This window comes from Elusimicrobiaceae bacterium, assembly GCA_017520185.1.
Taxonomy (GTDB): Bacteria; Elusimicrobiota; Elusimicrobia; order Elusimicrobiales; family Elusimicrobiaceae; genus Avelusimicrobium.
The window spans coordinates 24,900-39,197 of the sequence record JAFXGO010000008.1 but is presented as its reverse complement, the minus strand read 5'-3'; the positions used below and the strand labels follow the sequence as shown (position 1 = coordinate 39,197).

Genomic DNA, 14,298 nt, shown 5'->3' with positions numbered 1-14,298 from the left:
AAACTTATTTTAATTATTATACAAAACTTGGAGAATAGAAAAAAAACTCCGCTTTTTATAAGCGGAGTTTTTCATTTAGTTAGTATATCCGCGCATTTGACGCCATTTTTCTAATCCTTCCTCTGAAATGGGGAAGTCCTTTTTAACAATTTTTTCTTTGAAGCCATAAGAAGTATAACCACTATTGAAACGTATTACAACAGGTTCGTAAGTTCTACAGTTAACCACAGCACGTAAGCCTTTAGTAGTTGTTTTTACAGAGTCAATACGAGATACAGAGTCATGACATGATGTAGAGTCATGACATAATATTTCTTGTTCTGTCAAAATAGGATCTTTGCCAAAGACAAGAAAAGCTTCATAAGTATTTTCCAAGTTCTGTTCTTTAATGAAATTAAAAACAATATCTCTGTTAGAGTCAAACCACGACCAAAAATTTTCGTCGTTTTTGAGGAGTTCTGCTAATTTATCCGTATCCCAGTGATGCGGGGCAGAATGCCAACCACCGCCACCCGTACCGCTAGCACCACCGCTTCCTGTATACACAATGGCTTCTTTTAAATAAGATAACATTTCTTGTTTTTCATTAGCTTTTCTTATTGCTTCTCTCATTGCTTGTCCTGCTTTAAAAAAAGCATTATTTTTAAAATTTTCATCCGTTTGTCTAGGGTCAGGGGACCAACCCATAGGAACGAAGCCCTGTGCATTCGCAAAAACAGGCAATAAGACCAAACCAGCTAACAACAAAACTGCTTTTTTCATATAGGATAACTCCTTGTTTTAAAGTATTACTACAAATTTATTTTATTAGTTTAAACATTTGTCAACAAGGGCCAAAGGACCTAAAAAAAAACAACAAAAGACCTATCATTTTATAGGTCCTTTTTGAAAGAGTTAAAAACTGTTTAAAAAAAGAGCCTTTTGAGAGGATAAAAACCTGAGCATAGCATTTATCTGGTATTTTAAAGGATTTAATTGCTACAATAAAACTATGAACAAAAATACTTCTCTTTTTCGTCTTTCTTTACCTTGTTGGAGCATTTCTTTGCTGGGTTTAACGGGTGTTGCTTTGCTTTTGAGCGGAATTGTCTGTTTTTTTGCCTATAATTGGGAAAAAATAGGCCTTGTGTTAAAATTTTCTTTGCCTTTGTTGGGGTTGCTGGGATGTGCCGTATCAGCTTATTTTAAAGGCCTTTCTAGCAATACCGGAAAGGTGCTTTCTTTTTCTTGCGGTATATTTATAGGTATTTTTTGGGCTGTATATGGGCAAGTATATCAAACGGGTTCTTTTGTGTATGAATTTTTAGGCGTATGGGCATTGTGTTTATTACCGTTGGCTTTGTTGGCGGGAAATCGTTGGATATGGCTTTTATGGGCCGGTCTTTTGAACGGCTATTGTTGCTATTTATCATCAGAATATTGGTTTTGGCAGATTTTTCTGTTCAATACCCTTTGTTTCGCTTTTTCCGAAAAAGCCTATTTTCAAAAAAAGCAAGGGCCTTTGTTTTCACTTTTCTTTTTAATTCCGGCTTTGTGGGCTTGCTTAATTAACGGAATGGAAAATGATGGTTTTTGGGTTTCTTTTTGTCTGGTTTTCCTTTTGGCTATTTATGCTTATGCCAAAAAACGCGGTTCTACGCAGTTGGGCTTATGTGCTTTTGTCGTGGATTGTTTGTTGATAGACATTTTATCCTCGTACTTTCATTTCTTCTCAGAGATGTGGATTAACTTTTACCTGCTTATTTTTGGCGGTTCGGCTTGGGCCGTATATATGTTGACTTCTGGGCAATCTGAACGGGGGCAAGCACATGACTAATAAAAATCAAGTTCCTATTATGGTGTCAGTATTATTGGCTTTTGGAGCGTGGATGTCCTGCTTGATGATAATCCTCTGTTTTGGTTTTTCGGCTTTCCAGCAAAGTTTGATACCTGGTGTTATTTACACATTATTTGCCGCTTTGTTGGCGCATTCATCAGAGAAAGCACAAAACATACAAGCGGTGGGGAAGGCTTTTATGGTGCAACTTTCTTTAGCTTTTTCATTGGTGGGGAAAACCTTATTGGTAATGGGACTAACCGAAATTTTTAATTTCCAAATCGGCGGTATTTTTTTGTTAACCTCTTTGTTGGCCGTAGCCAGCTACCGCATATTTAGCCAAAAAATGGACCGCATTCTAACTGTGGCCGCTGCCGGATTTACGGGCATGGCTTACTTGGCAGAGTACACTAAGTCCGCCTTTGCGATGGAATGGGTGTCGGTGGTTTTATTTCTCTTAGCTTACGTTTTGTTTTTGCTGAAAAAAGAAAATTTACGCCCGTTGGCTTGGGGGCTGATGTTGGTGTCGAGTGGACCGCTCATGATGTTTTTTTATGATGGAAAAAATACTGTTTTTAGCGGTTTTTCTCATCTGTTGCTGGGCGGAGGATTTGCACTTATATACATTTGGCAGGTACGCCATCGTTCGAGCTTGGTGATGATTGGCTTAATGCTATTTTTATGTTATTTAACCAATACAGGGAGTACGGCAGGATTGGCTTTGGTAAGTTTGGGATTTATTCAAAAAAATCTATATCAAAAAGTGTGGGGAGTTTTTATCTTTGCCGCAGGGTTTGTTTGGCTATATTATAATATGCAAACCACTTTGCTAATAAAGTCATATTATTTAATGGGTGTAGGCCTTTTGTTGTTGGGCGTATATGCTTGGCTGAGAAGGGGGGAAAATGCGTGCTAAATTGTTTTTTCTGTGTGCTTGTTTGATTTCCGGTATCTTGGGCGGTTATGTGTGCAATACTCAACGCGCTTTAAAAGAAGCCCAAACCGTATATTTTAAAATAGCTCCTGTGGATCCGCGTGCTTTGCTCAGCGGAGATTATATGACATTGCGGTATGATTTTGAGGGTAATACTTGGGGAAACAAAAAAGATATTACCCTGTTTGTGAACGAACAGAATGTGGCAACATTGAAACAGTCTGCAAACGCTGAAAAGGTTTTGTCGATTAAAGCCTTTGGTTCACATTATCGTCTGCCTCATCAATTTTATTTCCAGGAAGGAACCGGAAAAAAATATGAATTGGCCGTCTATGCTCAAGCGGCAGTACTACCCAACGGTAATATTTTGCTAACAGGGCTGACGGACGAAAATTTCAATTTATTATAGGAGAGAACAATGGCTGAATGTACTCATGATTGTGCTTCTTGCAGTCAAAATTGTGGAGAGAGAAAAGAACCTCAAAGTTTGTTGGAAAAATTAAATCCGCATGCCCGCGTGAAAAAAGTGATTGCCGTCTGCAGCGGTAAAGGCGGGGTGGGTAAATCTATGGTGACGGCTCTTTTAGCATCTGCGGCTCAGAAAAAAGGATTAAATGTAGGTGTTTTGGATGCCGATATTACCGGTCCGTCTATCCCCAAAATGTTTGGTGTCACTGAGCGTGCTCAAGGTGATCAAAGCGGTGTCTATCCGGTGCTTAGCAAATCAGGTGTACAACTGATGTCTTTGAACTTATTGTTGGATAATGAAACAGACCCTGTCATTTGGAGAGGGCCTCTTATCACCGGTACAGTGAAACAATTTTGGACGGAAGTAATTTGGGACAATGTAGATGTTTTATTTGTGGATATGCCGCCGGGTACGGGTGATGTGACCTTAACGGTTTTCCAAAGTTTACCTGTAGACGGAATTGTTTTTGTGACTTCTCCGCAAGAATTGGTGGGAATGATTGTGGAAAAAGCGGTTAAAATGGCCAAAATGATGAATCTTTCCATTTCCGGTTTAGTAGAAAATATGAGTTATTTCACTTGTCCCGACTGTGGCAAGGAACATGAGATTTTTGGTCAAAGTCGTGTAAAAGAAACGGCCGAAAAATATGCTATACCGGCTACGGCTCGTTTGCCCTTAAGTCCGGATATTGCAGCAGCGGCCGATCGCGGCGGAATAGAAGGGCTTAGTTTGCCACAGCTAAACGAATTGTTGGTTGTATTGGAAAAAATTCAAAAGTAAGGGTAGTCTTGAGTGAAATTAAATGTTAGAATATCTATAAGGAGTTTTTTCGTATGTCAGATCTAACACTTAGTAAAAGAGCGCAAAATATAGGAGATTCACCCACACTAAAGATTAATGCTTTGGCAAGGGCTTTGAAAAAAGAAGGCAAACCGCTCATTCACTTAGGCGGTGGAGAGCCTGTATTTCCTGCTCCGCAAGCAGCGGTAGATGCGCTGATAGAAAAGGCGAAGTCTCGTCGGATTAAATATACGCCGTCTTCCGGTACACCCGAACTGAAAGAAGCGGTGATTAAATATACGTTGGAAAACTACGGAAAAAAGGTCTCCGCCGAAAATATTATTATTTCGGCCGGTGCCAAGCAAGCCCTTTTTAATTTCCTCTTAGCCGCCGTAAAGGAGGGGGATGAAGTGCTTTTCCCTGCTCCGTATTGGGTAAGTTATCCGGAAATGGTCAAAATGGCCGGAGCAACACCGGTCATCGTTCGTCCGGCGCAAGGTTCTTTGCAAGTTTGTTTTGAACAAATCCAAGCAGCCATTACCGACAAAACAAAAGCCATTTTGCTTAACAGTCCCAATAATCCCTCCGGCTTGATTTTTGACGAGTCTTTCGTAAAGGCTGTGATAGAGTTGGCGGAGCAAAGAAATATCTTCCTGTTGATGGACGATATTTATCATAAACTCGTTTTCGATGGAAAAACCTGCCCGAATCCTTATAAATACAGCACCAACGGCCAAAATTTGGTAATTGCCAACGGCGTGTCCAAATTATATGGCTTGACGGGGCTGCGTATTGGGTGGGCAGTGTCGGAAAATAAATCTTTAATTAGTGCGATGGGCCGTATGCAGGCTCAAAGCACCTCTTGCAACAGTGATTTGTCTGAAGTAGCCGCAACGGCTGCTTTGTTGGGAGATCAAGGTTGCATTAAAGAGTTGTGTTCTTTATTGCAACGTAATAGAGATGTATTGTTGGCTGAATTGGCGCAAATCCCGCATTTGCACATTTACCAACCGCAGGGTACATTCTATTCGTTTGCCGATTTTAGCTATTATAATCCGGATTCTCAGGCACTGGCTCAGTATCTGTTGGAGAAGGCTTTGGTAGCTGTAGTGCCCGGAGCTGCCTTCGGTGTAGATGGACATTTGCGCATTAGTTTTTGCGCCTCCCAAGACAGTATTGTGGAGGGGGTCAGAAGGATCAAAAAGGCACTTGAAAATCTGTCGTTCAAGGAAAACTAAACACTATGAATACAAAAAATGCTAAACCGGATTTTTTTAAACCGGAATATGGGCTGGAAAATGCCGGCCTGAAAACCAGCAAGACCGTGTATTGGAACTATTCCACTCCGGCCTTGTACGAAGAAGCCATCAAACGTGAAGAAGGCAACGTCGTTTACGGCGGTCCTTTGTGCGTAAGCACCGGCAAACACACCGGTCGCAGCCCCAACGATCGTTTCTTTGTCAAAACCGCTGACGTAGAAGGAAAACTTTGGTTCAGCAAAGGCAACGTAGGTATTGAGCCGAAATATTGGGACATTTTGTTCGCCAAAGCTCAAAAATACGTAGAAGATAAAGATTTGTTTGCTCGTGACGCTTATGTAGGCTCCAGCGAAGCTTCTCGCTTGAAAGTACGCGCCATCACCGAATGTGCATGGACGAACTTGTTTGTTAAAAACATGTTCATTGAGCCGAAAAAAGAAGAACTCAAAGACTTTGTGCCGGAATTTACCTTGATCTGCTTGCCCAAAATGAAAGCTGATCCGGCTACCGACGGTACCAACTCCGAAACCGCCATTTTAATCAACTTTGAAAAGAAAATGGTTTTGGTAATCGGCAGCGAATACGGTGGTGAAAACAAAAAAGCTTTGTTCACCGTTATGAACTATCTCTTGCCTCAAAAAGGCATTATGACCATGCACTGCTCTGCCAACGTCGGCCCGAAAGGAGACAGTGCCGTATTCTTCGGTTTGTCCGGTACGGGTAAAACCACCCTGTCTGCTGATGTGTCCCGCGGACTTATCGGTGACGATGAACACGGTTGGGACGAAACCGGTATCTTCAACTTTGAAGGCGGCTGCTATGCTAAAGTAATCAAACTCAATGCCGAAGCCGAACCGCAAATCTACTCCACCACTCACCGCTTTGGTACGGTACTTGAAAACGTAGTATTTGATGCCGAAACCGGTAAATTGGATTTAGATGACGGTTCTTTAACCGAAAATACCCGCGCTTGCTATCCGCTTAACTTCATCAGCAATGCTGTAGAAAGCGAACGTGCCGACCACCCGAAAAACATCATCTTCTTGACCTGTGATGCTTTCGGTGTTATGCCGCCGATTTCCAAACTCAGCGCCGATCAAGCCTTGTACCACTTCATCAGCGGTTATACCGCCAAAGTAGCCGGTACTGAAAAAGGTATTAAAGAACCCCAAAGCACCTTCAGCACCTGCTTCGGCGGTCCGTTCATGCCCTTGCATCCGGATACCTATGCTCAACTCTTGAAAAAGAAAATTCAAGAACATAATGTGGATTGCTGGCTCGTAAACACCGGTTGGATCGGTGGTCCTTATGGCGTAGGCAACCGCATCAGCATCAAATATACCCGCACCTTGCTCAATGCTGCTTTAGACGGCAAATTGGCCAAAGTGAACTTCATTACCGACCCTGTGTTCGGTTTCCAAATCCCGACGGAATGCGAAGGCGTACCGGCCGAAATTTTGAACCCGATGAACTTGTGGTCTGATAAAGAAGCCTACATGAAGAAATACCAAGAATTGGCTAAATCTTTCGTGGAAAACTTCAAAAAATATGCCGACGGCGTATCCAAAGAAGTATTGGCCGCCGCTCCGAAAGTAGCTGAAGAATGCTGCTGCGGCTGCGGTAAATAAATGTTTTGATTGTAAGAGGGAGAAATCCCTCTTACAATTACATGCATAATTTACTAGAATAATATATACCTTTATTACAGGAGAATTTACATATGGCTAAAGCTAATGCAAAATTTATGGCCCCGTTAACCCCCAGTGCCGAACTCGCTGCTGTGGTAGGTGCTACCCCGCTTCCGAGAACTGAAATCGTGAAAAAAATGTGGGAATACATTAAAAAGAATGGTTTGCAAGATCAAAAAAATAAACGCATGATCAACTCTGATGACAAATTAGCCGCTATTTTTGAAGGCGAAAAACAAATCAGCATGTTTGACATGAGCAAATATATTTCCAAAAACGTAAAATAGTTTTGCTTTTGTGAAATAGAAACCCGCCTGTCAAAGGCGGGTTTTTTGTTTAAGAGAATTGATTTTTAAAAGTAATAAAAAAGAATCTTGAAATTATTTTATTTTCTTCTCAAAATAATCTATACTGATTTTATGTCCAGTATATTTTTTATCTTTTTCTTCATTTTTGTTTGTTGTTTGGGGTGGGGGTTGTGGCTTAGACATCCGATCTCTCCACAAGCTAAAAGACAAAAATATAAAGAATTAGAATCTCGTGCCAAAACAGGAGATTTAGGCGCGATGTACCGTTTGGCAGATTTGTATTACAAAGATCATGATAAAAAATATTATCCTGTTATTTTTAAATGGGTGTGTATTTTGGCAGCTCATAAAAAAGACCCTGCCGTCTGGCTATTGATGGGAGATATGTATAACTTTGCCGCCGGAACAGTGCGCGATGTGAAGCGCGCTTTGGACTGTTATGAACAGGCTCTGTCTGCCGATATTATGTCTGGTAAAAATACGGACTTAAGCCAAGAGGCTCATAATTATTTAGAAAAACAAATCATTCTTCTGCGCAAAGAAATTCGTGGTTAATCTAATCTTTTTTTAGACTTCCCTAATTTTATTTAATCTAGTATCGTAAAGATAATTCAGTAATAAAAAAGGGGGGAGTTATGTTTAAGAAAACAATAATAACGGCAGCAATGCTGATTTGTATGACGCAAGTCAGTTTTGCCCAACTGCAGAAAAACTATATCATTCATGATGTAGTACCAACCGAAAACGTCACGTCTTTGGAGTTTAACCCATCTTTGGAAGTGCTGGAAAATTCAGGCGGTACATCTGTTAGCAAAATGACATTTAAAACGGGCTTTGTTTTAAATAAACATTTAAATATTGGTCTGGAAGTACCTTTGGCTCGTTATGAATCTGCCGATAAAAGTAAAAATGGTTTGGGGGATGTTTCTCTGGCTTTGACGGCTACCCAATATGTATATGGGGCATGGTCTTTTGGAACAACCTTTGAGTTCGTTTTCCCAACGGCTACCGATGATTTGCTCGGAACGGGCAAACTGCAGTTTAGTCCGTCCATCTATACCGTATATATGCCGCAAAGCAATTTCTTTTTTGCAGCGGGCTATAAGCAATATTGGTCTACAATTGGGGACGGACATAGAGCAGATATTGATAAGGGCCGTTTTAGAGCCATTGTGGGCTATTTGTCGGATAATCAATGGTGGGTTATGATAGACCCTCGTTATACCATCGATTATGAAAATTCCGCACGAGCCAATTTTACTCCTGAAGCAGAAATAGGTACTATGATTAATCCCGGTGCCTCTGTTTATTTGCGTGGCGGAGGAAAAGTGGGGGGAAATTTACCGGCTTCGGATTGGACGGTAAGTATTGGATTTAAAGTGCTTCATTTGTAAAAAAAATCCCCCGAAATTCGGGGGATTTTTTTAAGCGACAGATTCTTTTTTCTTATCGGATTTTTTATTCTTTTTACGAGGATATCCAAACCAAATGGCCAACAGAGCGCCTATTCCCAACAAATACGGGTAATAAAGGTATTGCATAATATCGATGGGGGAAAGTTTGGACAGTCCTGCTGCCATTAAAAGTTGCGCTCCATACGGAATGGCCCCTTGTACAAAACAGGAGAAAATATCCAAAATACTAGCACTTCTGTTAGCCGGAATTTTAAAGCGGGTGGCTATTTCTTTGGCAATCGGGCCTGCCATGATAAGAGCAATAGTGTTGTTGGCAGTGCAGAGATTAGCAAAGCTGACAAGACCGGCAATAGAAAGTTCTGCCCCTCTGACAGAATTAGTGTGTGCGGTCATTTTTTGGATAATCCAGTCAAAACCACCGTTTAAGCGAATCATCTCCAACATACCGCCTGCTAAAATGGTGACGACAATCAACTCACCCATGCCCGTAATGCCTGTCCCCATAGATCCGGTCCAACCCCACATCGTAAAGTCACCTGTTAATAAGCCGATAATACCTGCCAAAATAGTTCCGCCCAGCAGTACGGTCATTACGTGAACACCGGCTACGGCGGCCCCTAAGACGGCTAAATAGGGCAAAACATGTATCCAATTTACTTTTCCTACTTGATAGGGAACCCCATCCGTTTGCCCGATCAAAAAGTACAAAACAACCGTCAGAATGGCAAAAGGAAGAACAATGCGAAAGTTAGTGCGAAACTTATCTTTCATGCGGCAACCTTGTGTGCGAGTGGCAACGATAGTAGTGTCGGAAATGAAAGAGAGGTTGTCTCCAAACATAGCACCGCTGACTACGGCCGCTGTCATAAGAGCAGGAGGCATACCCGTTTTGGCGGCAATACCGGCCGCTACAGGGGTCAAGGCCACGATTGTTCCTACAGAGGTCCCTACGGATATAGACACGAAACAGGCAGCTAAAAATAAGCCGGGAAGCAACAATGATTGTGGAAGAATCCACAAAGTTAAATTTACCGTACTTTCCACTGCTCCCATTGCTTTGGTCGTTTGGGCAAAGGCTCCGGCCAAAATAAAAATGAGAACCATGAGCATAATGTTGGCATCGGCCGCCCCTTTACAAAAGGATTCAATTTTAGTGGTCAGATCTTTGCCTTTGGACGTGACGACAGCAACTACAGAGGCGATGACAAAAGCCACCGTAATGGGCATTTTGTAAAAGTCACCAGCTATAACAGAAACGACCACATAAGAAATTAAAAATACCCACAAAGGCAAAAGTGCCCAGGCATTAGGTTTGGTGTGTTTTATTGGTAAGGTGCTGAGTGGATCCATAACTTTCCTCTACTAAATTCTGCGTGGCAGATAATTTAAAAAAACCCCTCTTTTTAGAGGGGTTTATATGGTGCGCCCAACAGGAATCGAACTTGTATCTTCAGCTCCGCAGGCTGACGACACGTTTCCCTTTTTACTTAATTTCTCGTCGGGAAATTGTATCGGATACAAAATTCAAACTTCCAAGCGTCCAAAAAGTGTCCATTTTTTCTAAAATGGGCTATTTTTCCTCTTTAATAAAAGTTTTAGGCAGATTTAAGGCAATATCTGCTATAACCTGACTAAATTCTGCAGGAACTTGAGTAATTTTATTCTTTTTTAAAAATCCCTCCCATTGAGGTTGTTTTATATCTAAATTATAGAAATTAGGTGTTAATACCGCTCGTAATTTCTCTAAAGAAGTTTGGCGGTTTTTAAAAGTGATGTTAATAGCCTGTATTAAGGACTCTTCTGACAAAGAATAGGTATGAAGAATTGTATACACATCATAAAAATCCTTCATACGACTGTTGGCGTGTAATAATTTTGCCATCGCTTCCATTTTCTCCGCTATAATTGTTTCTAGCGAATACGCCGTCAAAATAGGGGCATCTTCATTCAAAATAGTAGGAAAAGTAATAGTACGCGGATTGACTACCACATCACCCAAGCCCAAATCAATACTCATATCATTCTTGCTTCCATTGAAATATGCTTTAAATTTAAGACGCGTACCGTGATAAGCCCCATCTTTGGTGATAAGTTCACTTTGCAAAGAATCCCCATCAAAGGTTACACCATCTTGGTACTGTATAGCCAAAATCTCTTTAAAGACCTCTTTTATCTTGCTACTACTTAGTTTCTGGGTCAATAAATCAATATCCATTGTTGGGCGGGAAGCAGGCACATCAATAGTAACAAGCAACAATCCGCCTTTCAAGATGAAATTATCTTTGTAAGCACTTTTGGATAATCGATACAAGAAACGTTCCTGCAGATAACGTTTTAGTAATGTATTAAAATCCAATTTATTGATTTTGGCCTGGTGTAACAGTTTTCTAAAGTTTGAAGCCCCAAAATTTGTAATTTGTCGCATAATTTACCTCATTACCGTTAGGAATTCATCTAGGACATCAAATACTTTACATTTTTTAGCGGTTTCATAGAGTTTCAGTAAATTATTATCTTTGTGTTTTAGGTATTCTCGCAAAACCTCTTTTACCGTGTCCATTCCCATAGTTTTGCGATTTTTGATGGTATCGCAAACTACTTTTTCCATATCATAAATGCGAAAAGAATATTTATCTCGTCTCTCTGTAACAATATGCTCTTTAAATAGAGCAACATCCCTGCGGTACTGAACAGTAGGCGGATAATCTATTTTCGTAATTTTTCGGTTCTGGGGAATACAAATAAAAACTTCTTGTGGTATAAAGGTAGTAAGTCCGTAATAGGACAAGGCGGAATAACTGGTAACAACAGCCGTTGGAATTGCCTGACATACGTCCAGAAAACTTTGGTCTTGGTAGAACATTTCTGTATTTCGGTAAAGACCTTTTTTGATTTTAAGCAATATCTCCTGTGCACACAAAGAGCGAATCTTGTATGTAGTAAGTCCTTTCTGTATAAGTTGTTTAGTCGTAAAATATCCAATTAGTTGTTCCATTTCCCAAACACCTATTTTCAAATCTACACATATTCTAATACTTTTTTGTGTAGATTAGCAAAAAAAATGCCTACACATAACTTTTAGCAGACTATGTGTAGGATTTCCAATAATCGGGTTAAGCAAGGCTATTCTAGAGCATTTTGAGCCGCTTTTAATACTTTAGGTAAATATTCCTGCCAAGTTTCTACTTTCATACAAATACCTTTATTAGTAGGTTCTAGAGTTCCATTAGGTTGTTTTTTATAGGTATACAATCCTAAACATAACTTGCCCGAATAATCAGCAATTTTACATTGTATTTCCTCGGATGTATTTTTAGGGAAACTGTAGATTGTCATTTCCATTTGTTTAACCCTTATTTCTTGTTTTGTTGCTTTTTGATTGTTTTCATTAATTGTATTTTGATTAGTTTGATTTTCCATTGTAATAACCTCTTACACTAAAACTGGAACTAAATCATTCAGAAGTTTTATAGATTCGTTTGCAAAATCAGGACTTAATTGGGCATACCGCTGAGTCATCCGAATGTCTGAATGGCCTAAAATCTCTTTCAATGTATAAAGATTTCCTCCATTCATCATAAAATGGCTAGCGAATGTGTGTCTTAAATCGTGAAAACGGAAATTTTCAATTTTGGCCTGTTCTAACGCGTGCTTAAAGTCGTAATTCACTTGTTTAACAGATAGGGTAAATATTTTGCCATTTCTTTGAGGATTCATATTCATTAACAAATTCTTCAAAGAAGCCATCATTGGAACCCTTCGTTTCTTACCTGATTTTGTTTTATCTACGTTGATAATGTTACTTGTAAAATCAATATCTTTCCAATCCAGGTTCATAATTTCGCCTTGTCTCATACCCGTAGATATGGCCAATGCTATCAGATTTTGTGAACGCTCAGGCACATAAGTTAGCACATCCCTAATTTCCTCTTTGGTTAGGTATCTTTCACGTGCGGGCTGTTCTTTTTCCTTAACCACGCCTACACAAGGATTTTCACCTTTGTAGATTTTAAGTTTTATCATTTTATTGATAATCGCATTCATCAACGTTAAATGTCTGTTAGCGGTGGATGATGTTGTTTCAGCCATTCGTTCGTTATAAAATTTCTGAACTTCTTCTGCCGTTATACTAGCCAACGGAATATTCCCAAACTGCTTCTTCAAATATTCAAGCGTATATTTCATTTTAAGTGCACTTTTCTTTTTTGATAGATGCAGAGCCCAATACTTATCTGCCGCTTCCATAAATGTCAGTTTCTGTTTTTGGCGGTCTGGAAAAAATTTATCTTCCGCAATTTCCGCTCGACGCTTTGCTAATAATTCTTTTGCAAAAGTAAGACTTCCTGTAATTGTCTCACGATGTCTCTTCTTTTGTTTATCACGATAATCCAGGGTTATCGTTCCTTTTTCTTTATTTATTCTAATACCTTTATGCTTGCTCATTTTCAAATTTCCTTAATGTTATTTCCCACGATATTAATTGGGACCCCATCAATAATAATGTCCTACGTTTTATTCCACTAGGGGTATGGTAATCAATAAATACCGTTTCATTTTGATTTAATTTGACTATTTTACGGTTTTTCATCTCAATTTACCTTTCAAATTAGTTTGATTTTATATTGTTATTCAATATGTATCAATATAATTAAATATATCATATTGACTTTAAATATTCAATAGCTTTCAATAGTTAAATTTGGTACAATACAAATATGATAAATAAAACATCAAATTCTGATTCATCTAAACCTACTATTGCCTTTGTGGCTACCAAGGAAATACAGGATGCTCTGACAAAATATTCTGAAGAGCAAGAACGAAGTATTTCTTGGATAATCCGCAAAGCATTAGAACAGTATTTAAATATTCCGTCTAAAAAATCTACTAAATGATTGGTTAGAGGTACTTTGTCCACTTTATCAAGTAAATCGGGTGTAGAGTGGATACTTCATTGTATATGTTAAAACGAGGGATAAAGCACCTCTGTCCGTTCACTTAATAAATCTCACTAGGCTTGAACCTTAAAAATACTTTCTAAAGACAATTTGCTATCTTCAATGCTTTTGTCGACTTCTTCCAAATCATAACGAACTCCTCTTGTTCCTAGAGGCACTATCCATCGTTTTGGAATTTTGCCTTGGCATTTGTACGTGTTAATACTTCCTTCTGTACTGCCAATGTATTCTGCTAATCCTTTAGCATTTACTAACCTTCTTTTCATTTCATATCTCCTTCGAATGCTAATAATCTATTTTTATTAGATTTCAGTTTCTTTAACATAATTTCATTTCTTTTCATTTTCAGTTCTCCTACATCCTGTAATTTTGTTAAGATTGCCTTGTATTCTTAAGACTTTATCTATCTATCTATTTTCTTTACTGTTATTTTTCCTTACTTATTCTCACATAATATACATCCTTACTCGTCTTTCCCTTCCTGTTTCTTTAGCAGTTGTTCAATTTGGTAAACTTGCAACTTTTGGGGTTTCGTATGCTCATTAAGCCATTTATTGACCGATACGCAAGACACGCCTAACAATTTGGCTAGTTCTTCTTGTGTAAGTCTATTTTTAAGTCTGTATTCTTCTAGTTGTTTAATTAAGTTTTTCATAGTTGCTCCTTTAAAT

Annotated in this window: 18 protein-coding genes; 10 read left to right on the top strand and 8 right to left on the bottom strand. The window is 39.2% G+C overall.

All coding sequences use genetic code 11. The features are described from left to right. Positions 1-75: 75 nt before the first annotated feature. Positions 76-762, bottom strand: coding sequence for a hypothetical protein (locus IKL48_00775; GenBank protein MBR3603221.1), 687 nt, complete (start codon positions 760-762; stop codon positions 76-78). A 229-nt stretch (positions 763-991) separates the two neighbouring features. On the opposite strand from IKL48_00775, the gene IKL48_00770 reads away from it, so the two are divergent. The 9 genes from IKL48_00770 to IKL48_00730 all read left to right on the top strand — a co-directional run bounded on the left by IKL48_00770 (position 992) and on the right by IKL48_00730 (position 8,648). Then, complete coding sequence (locus IKL48_00770; protein ID MBR3603220.1) at positions 992-1,816, top strand: DUF2157 domain-containing protein; 825 nt, start codon at positions 992-994, stop codon at positions 1,814-1,816. After that, entirely contained in the window at positions 1,809-2,732 is a 924-nt protein-coding gene (locus IKL48_00765; GenBank protein MBR3603219.1) for a DUF4401 domain-containing protein, read from the top strand. The genes IKL48_00770 and IKL48_00765 overlap by 8 nt, the downstream gene beginning before the upstream one ends. Then, a complete protein-coding gene (locus IKL48_00760; GenBank protein MBR3603218.1) occupies positions 2,722-3,159 on the top strand; it encodes a GDYXXLXY domain-containing protein in 438 nt (145 codons plus the stop codon). The genes IKL48_00765 and IKL48_00760 overlap by 11 nt, the downstream gene beginning before the upstream one ends. Positions 3,160-3,168: 9 nt before the next feature. After that, positions 3,169-3,999 (top strand): Mrp/NBP35 family ATP-binding protein, encoded by an 831-nt coding sequence (locus IKL48_00755; GenBank protein ID MBR3603217.1) that lies wholly within the window; start codon positions 3,169-3,171, stop codon positions 3,997-3,999. Between the two features lie 53 nt (positions 4,000-4,052). Then, positions 4,053-5,237 (top strand): pyridoxal phosphate-dependent aminotransferase, encoded by a 1,185-nt coding sequence (locus IKL48_00750; protein MBR3603216.1) that lies wholly within the window; start codon positions 4,053-4,055, stop codon positions 5,235-5,237. A 5-nt stretch (positions 5,238-5,242) separates the two neighbouring features. Further along, positions 5,243-6,886 (top strand): phosphoenolpyruvate carboxykinase, encoded by a 1,644-nt coding sequence (locus IKL48_00745; GenBank protein MBR3603215.1) that lies wholly within the window; start codon positions 5,243-5,245, stop codon positions 6,884-6,886. A 92-nt stretch (positions 6,887-6,978) separates the two neighbouring features. Beyond that, on the top strand, positions 6,979-7,233 hold the full coding sequence (locus tag IKL48_00740; GenBank protein ID MBR3603214.1) for a hypothetical protein: 255 nt from the start codon (positions 6,979-6,981) through the stop codon (positions 7,231-7,233). A 132-nt stretch (positions 7,234-7,365) separates the two neighbouring features. Then, positions 7,366-7,809 carry a hypothetical protein gene (locus IKL48_00735; protein ID MBR3603213.1) on the top strand — a complete coding sequence of 148 codons (444 nt, stop codon included), beginning with the start codon at positions 7,366-7,368 and terminating at the stop codon, positions 7,807-7,809. 80 nt (positions 7,810-7,889) lie between these two features. Then, complete coding sequence (locus IKL48_00730; GenBank protein ID MBR3603212.1) at positions 7,890-8,648, top strand: hypothetical protein; 759 nt, start codon at positions 7,890-7,892, stop codon at positions 8,646-8,648. A gap of 30 nt (positions 8,649-8,678) precedes the next feature. On the opposite strand, the gene IKL48_00725 is transcribed toward IKL48_00730, so the two are convergent. The 5 genes from IKL48_00725 to IKL48_00705 form a co-directional block, all read right to left on the bottom strand. Further along, positions 8,679-10,019 carry a Na+/H+ antiporter NhaC family protein gene (locus IKL48_00725; protein MBR3603211.1) on the bottom strand — a complete coding sequence of 447 codons (1,341 nt, stop codon included), beginning with the start codon at positions 10,017-10,019 and terminating at the stop codon, positions 8,679-8,681. Positions 10,020-10,239: 220 nt separating this feature from the next. Beyond that, on the bottom strand, positions 10,240-11,094 hold the full coding sequence (locus IKL48_00720) for a nucleotidyl transferase AbiEii/AbiGii toxin family protein (protein ID MBR3603210.1): 855 nt from the start codon (positions 11,092-11,094) through the stop codon (positions 10,240-10,242). Positions 11,095-11,097: 3 nt separating this feature from the next. Continuing rightward, the gene (locus tag IKL48_00715; protein ID MBR3603209.1) at positions 11,098-11,664 is read right to left on the bottom strand and encodes a type IV toxin-antitoxin system AbiEi family antitoxin domain-containing protein; all 567 of its coding nucleotides are present in this window, start codon (positions 11,662-11,664) and stop codon (positions 11,098-11,100) included. 128 nt (positions 11,665-11,792) lie between these two features. Continuing rightward, a complete protein-coding gene (locus IKL48_00710; GenBank protein ID MBR3603208.1) occupies positions 11,793-12,089 on the bottom strand; it encodes a hypothetical protein in 297 nt (98 codons plus the stop codon). Positions 12,090-12,101: 12 nt separating this feature from the next. Then, positions 12,102-13,112 carry a site-specific integrase gene (locus IKL48_00705; protein MBR3603207.1) on the bottom strand — a complete coding sequence of 337 codons (1,011 nt, stop codon included), beginning with the start codon at positions 13,110-13,112 and terminating at the stop codon, positions 12,102-12,104. A gap of 272 nt (positions 13,113-13,384) precedes the next feature. Here IKL48_00705 and IKL48_00700 point away from each other — a divergent pair, with 272 nt between their 5' ends. Beyond that, a complete protein-coding gene (locus IKL48_00700; GenBank protein ID MBR3603206.1) occupies positions 13,385-13,564 on the top strand; it encodes a ribbon-helix-helix protein, CopG family in 180 nt (59 codons plus the stop codon). Between the two features lie 116 nt (positions 13,565-13,680). On the opposite strand, the gene IKL48_00695 is transcribed toward IKL48_00700, so the two are convergent. Both IKL48_00695 and IKL48_00690 read right to left on the bottom strand, forming a co-directional pair. After that, positions 13,681-13,893 (bottom strand): hypothetical protein, encoded by a 213-nt coding sequence (locus IKL48_00695; protein MBR3603205.1) that lies wholly within the window; start codon positions 13,891-13,893, stop codon positions 13,681-13,683. Between the two features lie 197 nt (positions 13,894-14,090). Next, positions 14,091-14,282 carry a helix-turn-helix transcriptional regulator gene (locus tag IKL48_00690; protein ID MBR3603204.1) on the bottom strand — a complete coding sequence of 64 codons (192 nt, stop codon included), beginning with the start codon at positions 14,280-14,282 and terminating at the stop codon, positions 14,091-14,093. Positions 14,283-14,298 lie beyond the last annotated feature (16 nt).

Coding starts and splice junctions, on each gene's coding strand:
- IKL48_00775 (MBR3603221.1), bottom strand. CDS start 762: ATGAAAAAAGCAGTTTTGTTGTTAGCTGGTTTGGTCTTATTGCCTGTT.
- IKL48_00770 (MBR3603220.1), top strand. CDS start 992: ATGAACAAAAATACTTCTCTTTTTCGTCTTTCTTTACCTTGTTGGAGC.
- IKL48_00765 (MBR3603219.1), top strand. CDS start 1,809: ATGACTAATAAAAATCAAGTTCCTATTATGGTGTCAGTATTATTGGCT.
- IKL48_00760 (MBR3603218.1), top strand. CDS start 2,722: ATGCGTGCTAAATTGTTTTTTCTGTGTGCTTGTTTGATTTCCGGTATC.
- IKL48_00755 (MBR3603217.1), top strand. CDS start 3,169: ATGGCTGAATGTACTCATGATTGTGCTTCTTGCAGTCAAAATTGTGGA.
- IKL48_00750 (MBR3603216.1), top strand. CDS start 4,053: ATGTCAGATCTAACACTTAGTAAAAGAGCGCAAAATATAGGAGATTCA.
- IKL48_00745 (MBR3603215.1), top strand. CDS start 5,243: ATGAATACAAAAAATGCTAAACCGGATTTTTTTAAACCGGAATATGGG.
- IKL48_00740 (MBR3603214.1), top strand. CDS start 6,979: ATGGCTAAAGCTAATGCAAAATTTATGGCCCCGTTAACCCCCAGTGCC.
- IKL48_00735 (MBR3603213.1), top strand. CDS start 7,366: ATGTCCAGTATATTTTTTATCTTTTTCTTCATTTTTGTTTGTTGTTTG.
- IKL48_00730 (MBR3603212.1), top strand. CDS start 7,890: ATGTTTAAGAAAACAATAATAACGGCAGCAATGCTGATTTGTATGACG.
- IKL48_00725 (MBR3603211.1), bottom strand. CDS start 10,019: ATGGATCCACTCAGCACCTTACCAATAAAACACACCAAACCTAATGCC.
- IKL48_00720 (MBR3603210.1), bottom strand. CDS start 11,094: ATGCGACAAATTACAAATTTTGGGGCTTCAAACTTTAGAAAACTGTTA.
- IKL48_00715 (MBR3603209.1), bottom strand. CDS start 11,664: ATGGAACAACTAATTGGATATTTTACGACTAAACAACTTATACAGAAA.
- IKL48_00710 (MBR3603208.1), bottom strand. CDS start 12,089: ATGGAAAATCAAACTAATCAAAATACAATTAATGAAAACAATCAAAAA.
- IKL48_00705 (MBR3603207.1), bottom strand. CDS start 13,112: ATGAGCAAGCATAAAGGTATTAGAATAAATAAAGAAAAAGGAACGATA.
- IKL48_00700 (MBR3603206.1), top strand. CDS start 13,385: ATGATAAATAAAACATCAAATTCTGATTCATCTAAACCTACTATTGCC.
- IKL48_00695 (MBR3603205.1), bottom strand. CDS start 13,893: ATGAAAAGAAGGTTAGTAAATGCTAAAGGATTAGCAGAATACATTGGC.
- IKL48_00690 (MBR3603204.1), bottom strand. CDS start 14,282: ATGAAAAACTTAATTAAACAACTAGAAGAATACAGACTTAAAAATAGA.